This window comes from Halalkalirubrum salinum (assembly GCF_005543295.1).
Taxonomy (GTDB): domain Archaea; phylum Halobacteriota; class Halobacteria; order Halobacteriales; family Haloferacaceae; genus Halalkalirubrum; species Halalkalirubrum salinum.
The window spans coordinates 61,464-75,071 of record NZ_SRSG01000059.1 but is presented as its reverse complement, the minus strand read 5'-3'; the positions used below and the strand labels follow the sequence as shown (position 1 = coordinate 75,071).

The following is a 13,608-nucleotide window of genomic DNA, read 5'->3' as shown; positions in this document are numbered from 1 at the left end:
GGGCTGGTTGGGCTGGTTGGGCTGGTTGGGCTGGTTGGGCTGGTTGGGCTGGTTGGGCTGGTTGGGCTGGTTGGGCTGGGTGGACGACGCATCGGTATCCGATCGATCTGTCGACGCTGAGACTGTCGTTTCGCTGTTTTCTGCCGGATTCGGTGCCGAATTCCCCGGTTGCGGCTGTTGGGTAGTCGAGTCAGCCGAACTTTCCTCCTGCGCCGACGGTGCTGACGTTTCGGGCTGTGTGTTATCGACACCTTCTGCTCGGCAGGTCGGACAGAACTCCTCGCCGTTGTGTCGAAACAGCGGATCGCCACAGCGATCGCAGTGTTTGTTCGTCATCGTTGCCCCCTGCAAGAGCAACTCGCTCATCCGCTGGGTCTGTTTTCGTTTCGCTTCGTCTTTCGCGAACTTCTTTCGAAGCTTCTCGCGTTCGGCCTCCTTGTCGAAGTCACTCATACGCGGATTAACGACGCTCAGTCCAAAAAACACAGCGGGACCGCGACGACCGCCGCGTGGTTACCACTGCTCTCGAAGTCGCCCGTTTCGAAACGTTTACTCGCAATCCGATCACTTGTTGACGTAGAATGACGAAAGTTAGTGTCATCGGTGCGGCTGGGACAGTTGGCGCTGCTGCGGGATACAATCTCGCGCTTCGGGACTTCGTCGACGAGTTGGTTTTCGTCGACATCCCAGACATGGAAGACAAGACCGTCGGGCAGGCAGCAGACACCAACCACGGGATCGCCTACGATTCGAACACGGTGGTCCGACAGGGCGGCTACGACGCCACTGCAGGCTCCGATGTCGTTGTCATCACGGCCGGCATCCCGCGCAAGCCAGGTCAGACCCGGATCGACCTCGCGGGTGACAACGCGCCGATCATGGAAGACATCGGCTCCTCGCTCGCCGAGTACAACGATGACTTCATTACCGTCACCACGTCGAATCCTGTTGACCTGCTCAACCGTCATCTCTCCGAGACCGGCGATCGCGATCGCCACCAGGTCGTTGGTTTCGGCGGCCGCCTCGACTCCGCACGGTTCCGCTACGTGTTGAGCCAGCGCTTCGACGCCCCCGTACAAAACGTCGATGCGACGATTCTCGGCGAGCACGGGGATGCACAGGTGCCTGTGTTTTCGAAGGTACGCGTGAATGGCCGCGATCCGTCCTTTGATGCCGACGAGAAAGAGGAGATTCTCGGCGATCTTCAGGAGTCCGCGATGGACGTGATCGAGCGCAAGGGTGCGACCCAGTGGGGGCCTGCAACGGGCGTCGCACACACGGTCGAAGCAATTCTCAACGATACTGGTGAGGTACTGCCATGTTCGCTCGTTCTTGATGGAGAGTTCGGCTACGAGGACACTGCCTTTGGCGTCCCTGCGAAACTCGGTTCGGACGGCGTCGAGGAGGTTATTGAGTGGGAACTTGACGAGTACGAACGCGAACTGATGGACGAGGCCGCTGACAAGCTCTCGACGCAGTACGACAAAATCGCCTAGCCCCACCCACCTCTGTCACCCGCTGATTTATCACCGAAGCCGCACCCACCCAGCGGTGCTGCCAGCGGGATTGGTCCGGATCGGCCACGGCGGGTGTGCGGAGCACCGGTTCGGGATCGCGATCGTGCTCCGCCTGTTCGCCATCTGTTCGGGATCGCGATCGTGCTCCGCCTGTTCGCCATATATTCGATATGATTTGCCGATCGGGTCTGCGACCACCCGATTGCGGGCCAACGACGCCCTCAGAGCAGTCGCTGGATCTCGGCAGCTGTCTTCTCGCCGATGCCAGGAACGTCACACAGGTCTGCCTTCGACGCCGATCGCACATTCTCGACGCTTCCGAACCGCCGCAGCAATCGCGATCGCGTCTGTGGCCCGACGCCCGGAACCGCATCGAGCACTGTGCTCACGTCGTCTCGAAGCGTCTGGTGATACTGGACGGCAAAGCGGTGGGCCTCGTCGCGAACGCGCTGGAGGACGTGTAGCTGCGGCGCATCCGTTGGCCAATCGTAGACGCGATCGGGCGTGATGACGAGTTCTTCATCTTTCGCCAGCGCGATCGCGGGGACATTCCACCCGACGGCTTCGATCGCATCCAGCGCCGCGCCGAGCTGTCCGTCCCCACCGTCGATGAGTAGCAGATCGGGATCCGGCCGATCGTCCTCGCCATTGACCGCCCGTTCGGCCCGCCAACGGACGAGATCGTACATATTGGCATAGTCGTCGTTGCGATCTTTGAGCTTCTTGCGTCGATACGCCGATTTCTCTGCGCTAGCGTCGACGAAACAGACGTCGCTCCCGACGACGGCGGTCCCCTGTGCATGGCTGACATCAAACCCTTCGATTCGTGTTGGTCGATCGATCCCGAGCGCGTCGGCGAGCGCGCCAAGAGGATCGCCCCGGCCAGGCCCGTTCCGAGCGTTCTTGAGCGCGAGGTCGACAAGGGTTGCCTCACGACCAGTCCCAGGAACCCGAACCGACACGCCCTCGGCTTCGAGCCACGCCCGTACGTCTGGGTCGGTGGGTTCCTCAGAGAGGAGGATCGCGTTTGGCAGCGATCGGTCCGCGTAGTACTGTGGAATAAACGCGGATAGTACTGCTGCAACCCGATCGGCTCCCTCAGGCGCTGCAAGGACATGTCGGGATCGATCGACGAGTTGGCCGCGCTCGCTGTGTAACCGAGCGACAATCGCCTGATCGCCAGTTACGGCTGCGCCGAGGACATCAACCTCTCGCTCGTCATCGCGGGCCGCGATTGCCCGGTCGCCGCCGCCATGGAACGCTTCGATGGTTTCGAGTCGATCTCGGAGATTGGCCGCCCGTTCGAACGCTTCGTTGGCCGCGGCGGTCTCCATCGATCGACGGATTGGGTCGGCGAGTACGCCTGTCTCACCCTCGAAGAACCGGATTGCGGATTCGACATCCTCGCGGTAGGTCGCTTCTGTGATCTCGCCGGTGCACGGTGCCGAGCACAGTCCCATCTCGTAGTCCAGACAGGGTCGATCGCGCCCCTCGTACTTGTGGTCCGAACAGCCACGGAGTCCGTAGGTCTCGCGGATCGCCTTGATGACTGTCTCGACGCGACCTTTGTCGGTAAAGGGGCCAAACACTGTCGCAGCGTCGTTCGGATCGCGCGTGATTTGGATCCGCGGGACCGGGTGATCGGTGAGTTGCACGAGCGGATACGACTTGTCGTCTTTCAGCCGGACGTTGTACCGGGGCTGGTTTCGCTTGATGAGATTCGCTTCGAGCAACAACGCCTGCGTTTCGGTGTCGGTGACTGCGAACTCGATCCGATCGGCACGTTTGACCATCTGGCGGATGCGATCGCTGCGCGGATCGGCGTACGATCGCACCCGCGATCGGAGATCGACCGCCTTCCCGACGTACAGCATCGTCTCGCCGTCGTGGAACTGATAGACGCCAGGCTCTGTGGGAAGCGCCGATGCACGGGTTCGAACCGCCGCCGTATCCATCGGTCTATGATCGGGTCGCGAGACGTTTCAACGTGACGAGCCCGATTTATCAAATTCGGTAATTTGGTCCCAATATTAAGAAATCCCCTCTGTCCATAGATCAGTATGTTTCAAAACCTGTTGGATCGCCTTCGGACCATTGGTGGGGGTAGCGGGCAGCGATCGATGACTGATGGTGGGACTGTAGTCTCACCTCCGGGTGGTACGGCACAGGAATCGTCCGAAGCGAACACCGCTGCACGCACTGATGGAATGACAGACGCTGAAACCAGTCGGTCTCCGTCGCTAGGCATGGACACACAGACGTTTGCTGACGCGATCGGGGTTCCAGCGTTCATGCTTGGTCCGGATGGGCGAATCCGGTTGTGGAACCGGTCGATCGCAGAACTAACCGGTCGGAGCGCCGAAGAAGCCGTCGGCCACGACCACGCCAGCGAGATGTTCTACCCCGATGGCCGACGTGCAAAGACTCTTGCAGATAAGGTGCTTGAGGCGCCCGACCACGCAGACGAGGCGTTTGGACTCTCACTGGCTGACGAGAATGTGTTGTTGTACGAGGATTCGAGTACGATGGTCGATCGACACGGCGAGAAAAAACATATCGACTTCACAGCCCAGCCTATTTTCGAGGACGGCTCACTGATTGGTGTCGTTGAGGTCGTGCGCGATCGGACCGACCACGTCCGCAGAAATGAGGCGATCCGGACGCTCGTCGAAGAGATCCAGACGACGCTCGCTGCGGTCACCAGCGGACAGTTGGATTCGCGGGCGTCTAGACCCAAGCATCAAGCGCTGCTTGACGACGAGTTGCTAACGGTTATCGATCAGCTGAATCACACTGTCTCACAGCTGCAAGAACTCACCGGGGGTGTCGAGCGCCGCGCAGAGGCGCTGGATGAACATATCGAAACCGCAACCGAGGCCGCCAGCCGGATCGCCGAGAACGTCGACGAACAAAACGAGCTGTTGGCCGAAGGCGTGGGCGAAATGCAAACGTTCAGCGCGAGCATGGAAGAGGTCGCCGCGACCGCAGAACAGGTTGATGGGGCTGCAGAGCAAGCCAGGAACGCGGCCGAACAGGGACTTGAGGCGAGCGAAGACGCCCAAGAGGCGACCGACGAAGTCGTCGATATCGGCGATGAGCTCGTCGAGCGGGTCACGACTCTCGGCGAGCAGATGGACGATATCGAAGATGTCGTCGAGGTGATCTCCGATGTCGCCGAACAGACGAACCTGCTCGCGCTCAACGCGAACATCGAGGCCGCCCGCGCCGGAGAGGACGGCGACGGGTTCGCCGTCGTTGCCGAGGAGGTCAAAACCCTCGCAGACGAGACGCGAACTCACACCGAAGAGATTACAGCAAGCATCGAAAACCTCCAGGAACACAGCGACGAGACGGTCGCAGCGGCGACACAATCTCATGAGCGGATCAGCCACGCTGGCGATCAGATCGAGGGCGTGCTAGACGCCTTCGGCGACATCGCCGAGTCAATCGACGAGGCTGCTGACGGGATCGCGGAGGTCTCACGAGCGACCGACGATCAGGCAGCCACTGTCGAGGAACTCACAACGACACTCGAAACCGTTCGCGATCGAGCGGAAGGAACCGAAGCGGCGACAGCCGAGATCGTCACCGCGACTGAGCACCAACGCGACGCGATCGAGGAACTCACGACGCGCGTCACGAAACTCCGCGGAGAAACTGACGATCGTCAAGCTGGCTGATCCACGCTGACAAACGATCGCCGGGAGCGACACGCACAAACCGTCGGCCACGCAACTGCGAGTATGGTTCAACTGTGGTTGGTCGATCGATCGGTCGACTCCCGCGACCTGGTCACGCTCGTGTACGCGACCACCGACGGCGAATACGTCCGGCGCAAACAGTTTGCCATCGAAACACTTCGGCGACGCGGTCGCCCGGTGACGGCGGCGATCGACGCTGAGCAAGACGAGCTCGATCCAGCCGACGATGGCGATCGAGAACGCTTTGCGGCGGAGGCGACCCGGATGGCCGACGAACACGACCCTGACGACCCGGTGTAAGCGGCGGCGGCCATTGTCCTGAAGCGGACTGTGAGCCCCGACAGAACCCTTTTTATCGGCGATCACCTACCAGTGATATGAGTATCAGACCGCCGGGACCAAAGGGTGTCCCGCTGTTCGGCAACAGCCGACAGTACGCGAACGATCCCTTCTCGTTTATGCAGGCGTGTGCGGACGCCTACGGTGACGTCGTCCGATTCGACCTCGGCCCGATCGACACCTACATGCTCACGAACCCCCGCGACATCGAGCGCGCGTTGGTCTCAGACGCCTCGCGGTACCGAAAACTCGACCTCGGCGACGATGCGATCAACGATCTCCTCGGGGACGGCCTGCTCTTGAGCGAGGGCGAGACGTGGCAGCGACAGCGCAACATCGCAAACCCCGCATTCAGAATGAGCCGCATCACCGGGCTCGACGACATGATGGTGGGCCACACCGAGGAGATGCTCGAGGGGTGGCACGACGGCGATCGGATCGACATCCAACTGGAGATGGCCCGCGTCACCGTTCGGATTATCGTCAACGCGATGTTCGGGACTGATATCACCGACGAGCGGGTTCGGACGGTCCAAGAGAAGCTCGAACCACTCGGTGCACGCTTTGAACCCGACCCGACGCGGTTTCTGATCCCCACGTGGGCACCCACCGCCGAGAACCGGCAGTTCGACGAGGCGATCGAGACGCTCGAAGCGCTGATCGACGAACTCGTCGAAGAACGACGACAATCAGGCTATCGCGGGAGTGACGGGGACATGCCAATGGATCTCCTCTCGATTATCCTGCGGGCGATGGACGAGGACAAACAGACGCGTGAGAACCTCCGCGATGAGATGATGACGATGCTGCTCGCGGGTCACGACACGACCGCACTCACGCTGACGTACACGTGGTACCTGCTCTCGGAACACCCAGAAGTTCGCGATCGCCTCCACGAAGAACTGGAGTCGGTCCTCGGTGGCGAGACGCCCACGGCCACTGACGCTCGAAAGCTCGAATACACCGGCTGGGTGCTCAACGAGGCGATGCGGCTATATCCGCCAGTGTACACGATCTTTCGGGAGCCAAAAATCGACGTCAAACTCGGCGGCTACCGTATTCCCGAGGGCGCGGGGTTGATGATCCCACAGTGGGTCGTCCACCGATCGCCGCGGTGGTACGACGATCCCGAAACGTTCGAACCCGAGCGGTGGGCCCCCGAGCGGCGATCGGAGCGCCCGCAGTTTTCCTTTTTCCCGTTCGGTGGTGGGCCAAGACACTGCATCGGCAAGCAGTTCTCACTCTTGGAGGCAAAGCTCATCCTCGGAACCGTCGCCCAGCGCTACGAGGCGGCGTACCTCGGCGACGAGCAGTTCGGTCTTCGGGGGTCGCTGACGATGCATCCGCGCGAGCCGATGGCGATGCGGTTACACGAGCGGTGAGCGATCGCGCTCGCCGTCTGTTCAGCGACCCAATTGGATCGCGTCTCTCAGCCGCCCAACGGAATCTCGCCTGCGGACTCGCGAAAGCGCGCGTCGTAGATCCCGAGTCGTGAGACGGTCCACTCGATCGGCTCGATCTCGCGGTCACAGAGCCGATCGGCGACCGACTGGTCGCCGTCGCGTGCCAGCGTCACGTGTGGTGTGTACTCGTCAGCTTCGAGCCGCGGTACCGCGCCGAACGCGTCAGTAAGTCGGTAATGGAGCTCCCAGAGTCCCTCGCTCTCGACTGCGAGGTAGACGACTGGTGCGGAGCCGTCAGTTGGCACGTCGAAGGTGTCAATGTGTGTCAGTCGAATCGAGAAGGGTGCTGTCGTCTCGGCGATCGGCCGCACCTCACGTTTCAGCGTCGCCACGTGGTGGGTGCTCTCGCGGTGAGGGTGTTCGAAGAGATCTTCCCCGAAGCGCTTGAGCACGAGCGTGTGTCGATCGCGGATCCGATCGAACGACACGAGCTCGGGGTACAGCTCGTTTGCGAGCCGACGGACCCGCCCCGAGACGGGGACGTTGAGGCTGAACACGGCCGAGCTACGGCGCTCGTGAGTAAAAACGCCGCGGACGCGATCAGCGGAGGCCGCGCAGGCCCAGCGGCCGACCACAGACGTAAGTACGTCGCGTGGTAAGTATATGCATGGAAGATAGCCTGTTCGCCCAAGCCGGCAGAGCGAGTAAACAGGTGTCCGCCTCGACTGCCGGCGGGGTCCCCGATGGTGTCTGGCGATTCCTTGCGGTTGCAGCCGCAGCGATCGTCGGTTTCTTGCTCTTCAACGGGCTCGATCCGCTCATCGCGGTCGGGCTGTTGGCGATCATTCTTGCAGCCGTGACTGTCGCGAGTGCGGTTGAGATGGTTGATGCGTACGAACAGCGCGCGCTGACGGTCTTCGGCGAGTTCCGGACGCTGCTCAAACCGGGATTGAATCTCGTCCCGCCGTTCGTCTCACGAACGTACCGATTCGACATGCGGACGCGGACGATCGACGTGCCGCGCCAGGAGGCGATCACCCGCGACAACTCGCCCGTACGCGCGGACGCCGTCGTCTACTACCGCATCATGGACGCAAAGAAGGCGTTCTTAGAGGTCGACAACTACGAGGTTGCGATCTCGAACCTCGCCCAGACCACACTCCGGGCCGTGATCGGCGACATGGAACTCGACGAGACGCTCTCGCGGCGGGAAGCGATCAACGCGAAGATCCGCAAAGAACTCGACGAACCCACCGACGAGTGGGGAATCCGTGTCGAAGCGGTCGAGGTGCGTGAGGTGAGCCCCTCGCCGGAAGTCCAACGCGCTATGGAGCAACAGACGTCCGCTGAGCGCCGCCGCCGTGCGATGATCCTCGAAGCCCAGGGTGAACGCCGAAGCGCGGTCGAAAAGGCCGAGGGTGACAAACAGTCGAACATCATCCGCGCCCAGGGTGAAAAACAGAGCCAGATCCTCGAAGCCCAGGGTGAGGCGATCTCGACGGTCTTGCGCGCGAAGGCCGCCGATTCGATGGGCGAGCGGGCGATCATCGAACGCGGCATGGAAACGCTCGAGGCGATCGGCCAGGGCGAATCGACGACGTTCGTCCTCCCACAGGAGCTCACCTCGCTCGTCGGCCGCTACGGCAAACAGCTCTCCGGCAGCGATGTGAAATCGGACACGAAGGCACTCGAGAGCCTGCCATTCGACGAGGAGACGAAAGAGTGGCTTGGACTGGATAACATCGACGAACTGCTTGACGAGTTAGACGTCGATGCTGCCGACGTGGCCGGCGGGGAGGCGGATGCGATCGACGAGATGGAGGACGTTGACGAGATTGACGCCGAGGAAGTCATCGTCGAACGAAACGACTGATTTTGGGACTATCGGCGGCCGGTGAGCCGCCCGCGATCGAACCGGCCGATCAAAACTTCGCGCCGCGTTCGGGCGCAACACCCTTGTCAGGTTTGTCGAGATCGAACGATCGGCGCAGCTCACCGATTCGGTCACGGATATCCGCGGCGAGTTCGAACTCGAGATTGTTCGCGGCCTCCTGCATCCGGTCTTCGAGCAGCTCGACCTGTCTGGCCGCCTCGTCGGCGTCTTCGGGCGTGTCGCTCGCGGAGATCGAGCTGGTATCTGTTTTCGCACCGGGCAGGTTCGTCTCGCCGACTGGCTTGTCGATCGTCATCGGCTCGTAGCCGTGTTCGGCGTTGTACTCCTGTTGGATCCGGCGACGGCGCTGGGTCTCGCCGATCGCGGCCTCCATCGAGTCCGTTCGCTTGTCGGCGTATAACACGACAGTCCCGTCAACGTTGCGGGCGGCCCGTCCCATCGTCTGGACCAGTGTGGTCTCAGAGCGGAGGAATCCCTCCTGATCGGCATCCAAGATCGCAACGAGCGAAACCTCCGGAATGTCGAGGCCCTCCCGGAGGAGGTTGATCCCAACGAGTACGTCGATGTTGCCCAATCGGAGATCCCGAATCAGCTCGTGGCGTTCGAGCGTATCGGTCTCGTCGTGCATGTATGCCACGTCCACGCCGGCCTCTTCGAGGTACTCGGTGAGGTCTTCGGCCATCCGCTTCGTGAGCGTGGTGACGAGCGTGCGATCGCCGCGTTCGATCTGTGCGTCGATTCGATCCATGAGATCGTCCACCTGCCCGGTCGCCTCGGCGACCTCGACCTTCGGATCGACGAGATGGGTGGGTCGAACGATCTGTTCGGCGATCTGCTCGGAGTGCTCGCGCTCGTAGTCCGCGGGAGTCGCACTGACGTACAGCAGCCGATCGGTCTTCTCGCCGAACTCCTCGAACGTGAGTGGCCGGTTGTCGTAGGCGGTCGGTAGCCGGAAGCCGTTCTCGACGAGCGAATCCTTGCGGGACTTGTCGCCGGCGAACTGGCCTTTAATCTGCGGCAGCGTCTGGTGGGATTCGTCGACGACGGTGAGAAAGTCATCGGGGAAGTAATCTAAGAGTGTGTAGGGCGCTTCGCCGGATTCGCGATCGGACATGTGCACGGAGTAGTTCTCGATCCCCGAACAGTACCCCGTCTCTTTGAGCATCTCGATGTCGAATGTCGTTCGCTCTTCGATCCGCTGGGCGGCGACGAGATCACCCTGTCGCTGGAAGTAGTTCACCCGCTGTTCCATGAGCTCCTCGATCTCGCCGATCGCCCGTTCGAGCTTTTCTTCGGGGATCGAGTAGTGCTCGGCGGGGTGCACGAGCACAGCCGGCTCTGTGGATTGGACCTCGCCCTTCAGCGTGTCAATTTTCATCAGCCGATCGATCTCGTCGCCCCAGAACTCCACGCGGACGGCATAGCGGCCGTACATCGGGAAGATCTCAACGGTGTCCCCGCGGACCCGAAACGACCCGTGCTGGAAGTCGATGTCGTTTCGCTCGTAGTTGAGATCGACCAACTGTGCGAGCAGTTCGTCGCGGCCGATCGACTGACCCACCTCGAGCCGCATCGCCATGTCGACGTAGTTTGTCGGATCGCCAAGCCCGTAGATCGCAGACACCGAGGCGACGACGATCACGTCATCGCGGGTAAGCAGCGATCGCGTTGCAGAGTGTCTGAGCTTGTCGATCTCCTCGTTGATCGACATGTCCTTGTCAATGTAGGTGTCGGTCTGTTCGATGTACGCCTCCGGCTGGTAGTAGTCGTAGTAGGAGACGAAGTACTCGACGGCGTTGTCCGGAAACAGCGATTTAAACTCCTCGTACAGCTGTGCGGCAAGCGTTTTGTTGTGTGCCAACACGAGCGTCGGGGTGTTCAGCTCCTCGATGACCCACGAGACCGTGTTCGTCTTGCCCGATCCCGTGACGCCGAGGAGGGTCTGTTGGCGCATTCCGCTCTCGTAGCCCTCGGCGAGTTCGGCGATCGCTTCCGGCTGATCGCCGGCGGGTTCGAACGGTGCATCCACCCGGAAGGGCCGGTCCTCGCCGGGTCGATCCGGCGACAGTGGCCCGGCATCGCTTCGACTCATTACATTTTGTTGGTGGTCGACGTACTTGACAGCCGCGGCGATCGCGGCACCACGCGACGCATCGTAGAACGGATACACCTACAACCATGGGGGCTGTAGGCCCGCACATGACGATCGCTGCGTTCCTCCGCGCTGGCGGCCGACTGCTCGTCGATCGCCCGACGGATATCCTCCCCGTGTACCTGCTCGCGACCGGCTTGCTCTTGACAGCACAGGTCCCTGTGTTGGTAGCTGGCGGCGCGATCGCGTACCTCCTCATTCGAAGCGGCGCGCTCGAACGACTGATAGCCGAACTCGAGGCCGTCGATCCCGGGACGTTCGACCCGGCGAACCCCGGCGCAGCCGAAGGGATTCCACCCGGCCTCGAGGCCGCGCTGCTCGACGTATTCACACCGGCGGTGGTCGCGTTGTTCGTGCTCGGGATCTTCGCGAGTACGATCGTCGGCATCGTCGCACGCGGGGTGTCCGCGGCGGCAACGCTGAGTGCGGTGTACGCGGCGCTCGACGGCGGTGACGGGGTCCGTGCGGCTGTCGACGGGATGGCCGATCGCTGGCAATCGTTCGTTGCGTTGGCGTTCGTGCGGTTTGGGCTGTTCTTGATTGCGATCGTTCCGCTCGCCGTGTCAATATATATCACCCTCGTGTTCGCGTCGCCGATCGGCCTGCTGTTGATCGTCCTTTCGTTGGTTGTTGGTGCGGCGATCGGTCTCCTCGCAATCCTCGGACTGGCGTTTGCTGGGCAAGCGATCGTCATCGACGACGTTGGGGTGTTCGGCGGGATTCGCCGCGGCTTCGGGCTTATTATCAATCGCCCGGCGGCGTTTGGCGGCTACCTGCTCGTTGCGATCGCGATCCTCGCCGTCTCAGGAACGCTTTCAGCGATTTTCGGCCTTCTCGGCGTCTCACAGGTAACCGGCCTCGCAGGGCCGCTGGTTTTGTTGCCATTTACCGACGCGTTCAAAACCGCGCTCTACGCCGACCGGACCGAGACGCCGATCGACCGGCCAGCCACGAGCGATCGCGTGATCGCCGCGTTTGGAGGCGGCGTCCGATCACTCGGCGGATTTATCCGGGATCATCCGATCGCCAACCTCGCTGCACTCGGTGTCTTTGCCGGTGGGGTCGCCTTTGGGCTGTCGCTGACCGCCGGCACGTCGATCCCATTCGAGGGGCCCGAGAACATCGGCGAAGTCTTCGGGACGTTCCCCGTCGGAACGTTTGTTTCGCTTTCAATCAACAACTGGCTCGTCGCCGCGGGTGCAGCGTTCGGCGGTATCGTCGTTGGCGTTCCAACGATCGTCAGTCTGCTGTTCAACGGCGCGCTCGTCGGGGGAATCTTCGGCATCAGCGATCCGCTCGTGTTCTACGCGCTTGTTGCGCCCCATGGGATCATTGAACTGCCGGCGATCTTCGTCGCCTGTGGCGCAGGATTTCATCTTGCGTCGGTGACGATCGGCGCGGCTCGCGGGAAGCGACCCCGAGAGGATCTCAATACTGCCCTCCGACTTGTCTACCGGGTTCTTCTGGGGTTAGCGATCGTCTTCGTGATCGCTGGATTCATCGAGGCGTTCCTCACTCCCTTCATCGCCGAGGTCGTCCTCACCGGTCGCTGAGGGCCCCTGATCGCTTGTCTGACGCGTTTCATCGTACACGTCTGAGAGCTGTCGTTGTTCACCGCCGTTGTACTCGCTGGCGGCGATCGACGCCGACTCGACCAACAACCCAACCGCGAGCGGGCCGACGATGACACCGATTGACCCGACCGTGAGCAGCCCGCCGACGAAGCCAATGAAGTAGAGGCTCCCCGGTATGTCAGTGGTGTACGCCGCGAGCCGCGGACGGATCAACAGATCCGGGAGCCATCCAATGAGCACGCCCCCACCGACGAGAATCAACACGGCACCAATCGTATCCCCCGCGAGTAGTTCGACTCCAGCGAGGGCGACAAGCAACACTGTTGGTCCGACGATCGGCACGAACTGCAAGATGCCGGCGATCGTCGCCAGTGCGATCGCCGCGTCGTAGCCGAACGCCACAAAGATCGGCAAGGCGATGAGAAACGTGCCGAATGCGGTCGCCGCCTGTAAAATGTATATCGCCGACAGCGTCTCGCGGGCGCTTTCTGCGAGCGATTCAACGATATCGTGGTACTCCGGTGGAACACTGCCGAGAAGGGCTTGTTGGATGTTCTGTTCGTTATCTAACAGCGCAAAGAGCAACAGGGCAAACAGCGCGAACTTTATCAATAAGACTGGCAGCGACGCGGCGAGTGCCGTTCCGAGCTGCTGAGCCTGTGCAATCGCAAATGTGGTGAGATCCGACAGCAACACTGTGTACGTGAAGCCGGCAAATTCGAGCGGGATCGAATCCGGTAGGGTTTCGATCGCGGTGACGACATCACCGAAGCGAATCACGAGCAGATAGGCGATCGGCGCCAGCGCCAGCGCGACCGCGAGCACCGCACACGCCGTTGTCGCGACACTTGCGAGTTGTTTCGGGACGCCACGAGCGCGAAACTGCTTTCGAAGCGGTGTGAGCACGTACGCGATCGTGATCGCGAACAGTACCGTCCCCAATACGTTCCACAGCGCGAGCACCGAAAACGCTGCAGCCGCAATCAACACGGCACCGACGACCTGCCCACGGCTGACCATGCGAGCAC

11 protein-coding genes are annotated in these 13,608 nt (G+C 61.7%); 6 read left to right on the top strand and 5 right to left on the bottom strand.

The window, feature by feature from the left end; all coding sequences use genetic code 11:
- The coding region (locus E5K03_RS17640) for an Sjogren's syndrome/scleroderma autoantigen 1 family protein (RefSeq protein WP_303645974.1) at positions 1-453 on the bottom strand (453 nt) is incomplete at its 3' end.
- A 128-nt stretch (positions 454-581) separates the two neighbouring features.
- Here E5K03_RS17640 and mdh point away from each other — a divergent pair.
- The gene (gene mdh / locus E5K03_RS15725; protein WP_138007758.1) at positions 582-1,496 is read left to right on the top strand and encodes a malate dehydrogenase; all 915 of its coding nucleotides are present in this window, start codon (positions 582-584) and stop codon (positions 1,494-1,496) included.
- Between the two features lie 242 nt (positions 1,497-1,738).
- Here mdh and E5K03_RS15720 read toward each other — a convergent pair whose 3' ends face one another.
- Entirely contained in the window at positions 1,739-3,472 is a 1,734-nt protein-coding gene (locus E5K03_RS15720; RefSeq protein WP_138007757.1) for an excinuclease ABC subunit C, read from the bottom strand.
- 105 nt (positions 3,473-3,577) lie between these two features.
- Between E5K03_RS15720 and E5K03_RS15715 the strand changes: the two genes are divergently transcribed.
- The 3 genes from E5K03_RS15715 (at position 3,578) to E5K03_RS15705 (ending at position 6,939) form a co-directional block, all read left to right on the top strand.
- Positions 3,578-5,197 carry a methyl-accepting chemotaxis protein gene (locus E5K03_RS15715; RefSeq protein ID WP_138007756.1) on the top strand — a complete coding sequence of 540 codons (1,620 nt, stop codon included), beginning with the start codon at positions 3,578-3,580 and terminating at the stop codon, positions 5,195-5,197.
- A 63-nt stretch (positions 5,198-5,260) separates the two neighbouring features.
- The gene (locus E5K03_RS15710; RefSeq protein ID WP_138007755.1) at positions 5,261-5,518 is read left to right on the top strand and encodes a hypothetical protein; all 258 of its coding nucleotides are present in this window, start codon (positions 5,261-5,263) and stop codon (positions 5,516-5,518) included.
- 77 nt (positions 5,519-5,595) lie between these two features.
- The gene (locus E5K03_RS15705; RefSeq protein WP_138007754.1) at positions 5,596-6,939 is read left to right on the top strand and encodes a cytochrome P450; all 1,344 of its coding nucleotides are present in this window, start codon (positions 5,596-5,598) and stop codon (positions 6,937-6,939) included.
- Between the two features lie 47 nt (positions 6,940-6,986).
- Here the strand turns inward: E5K03_RS15705 and E5K03_RS15700 are convergent, their stop codons facing one another.
- Positions 6,987-7,517 (bottom strand): 2'-5' RNA ligase family protein, encoded by a 531-nt coding sequence (locus E5K03_RS15700; RefSeq protein WP_138007753.1) that lies wholly within the window; start codon positions 7,515-7,517, stop codon positions 6,987-6,989.
- Positions 7,518-7,639: 122 nt separating this feature from the next.
- Between E5K03_RS15700 and E5K03_RS15695 the strand changes: the two genes are divergently transcribed.
- The gene (locus E5K03_RS15695; RefSeq protein ID WP_394343993.1) at positions 7,640-8,833 is read left to right on the top strand and encodes an SPFH domain-containing protein; all 1,194 of its coding nucleotides are present in this window, start codon (positions 7,640-7,642) and stop codon (positions 8,831-8,833) included.
- Between the two features lie 49 nt (positions 8,834-8,882).
- On the opposite strand, the gene uvrB is transcribed toward E5K03_RS15695, so the two are convergent.
- The gene (gene uvrB / locus E5K03_RS15690) at positions 8,883-10,946 is read right to left on the bottom strand and encodes an excinuclease ABC subunit UvrB (protein WP_138007751.1); all 2,064 of its coding nucleotides are present in this window, start codon (positions 10,944-10,946) and stop codon (positions 8,883-8,885) included.
- A 107-nt stretch (positions 10,947-11,053) separates the two neighbouring features.
- Here uvrB and E5K03_RS15685 point away from each other — a divergent pair, with 107 nt between their 5' ends.
- Positions 11,054-12,559 carry a stage II sporulation protein M gene (locus E5K03_RS15685; protein ID WP_171006719.1) on the top strand — a complete coding sequence of 502 codons (1,506 nt, stop codon included), beginning with the start codon at positions 11,054-11,056 and terminating at the stop codon, positions 12,557-12,559.
- Here E5K03_RS15685 and E5K03_RS15680 read toward each other — a convergent pair.
- The gene (locus tag E5K03_RS15680; RefSeq protein ID WP_138007749.1) at positions 12,476-13,600 is read right to left on the bottom strand and encodes an AI-2E family transporter; all 1,125 of its coding nucleotides are present in this window, start codon (positions 13,598-13,600) and stop codon (positions 12,476-12,478) included. The genes E5K03_RS15685 and E5K03_RS15680 overlap by 84 nt on opposite strands.
- Between the last annotated feature and the right edge of the window lie 8 nt (positions 13,601-13,608).

What these genes read in the sequence shown, in the direction of transcription:
- mdh (WP_138007758.1), top strand. Translation starts at nt 582, where the DNA reads ATGACGAAAGTTAGTGTCATCGGTGCGGCTGGGACAGTTGGCGCTGCT.
- E5K03_RS15720 (WP_138007757.1), bottom strand. Translation starts at nt 3,472, where the DNA reads ATGGATACGGCGGCGGTTCGAACCCGTGCATCGGCGCTTCCCACAGAG.
- E5K03_RS15715 (WP_138007756.1), top strand. Translation starts at nt 3,578, where the DNA reads ATGTTTCAAAACCTGTTGGATCGCCTTCGGACCATTGGTGGGGGTAGC.
- E5K03_RS15710 (WP_138007755.1), top strand. Translation starts at nt 5,261, where the DNA reads ATGGTTCAACTGTGGTTGGTCGATCGATCGGTCGACTCCCGCGACCTG.
- E5K03_RS15705 (WP_138007754.1), top strand. Translation starts at nt 5,596, where the DNA reads ATGAGTATCAGACCGCCGGGACCAAAGGGTGTCCCGCTGTTCGGCAAC.
- uvrB (WP_138007751.1), bottom strand. Translation starts at nt 10,946, where the DNA reads ATGAGTCGAAGCGATGCCGGGCCACTGTCGCCGGATCGACCCGGCGAG.
- E5K03_RS15685 (WP_171006719.1), top strand. Translation starts at nt 11,054, where the DNA reads ATGACGATCGCTGCGTTCCTCCGCGCTGGCGGCCGACTGCTCGTCGAT.
- E5K03_RS15680 (WP_138007749.1), bottom strand. Translation starts at nt 13,600, where the DNA reads ATGGTCAGCCGTGGGCAGGTCGTCGGTGCCGTGTTGATTGCGGCTGCA.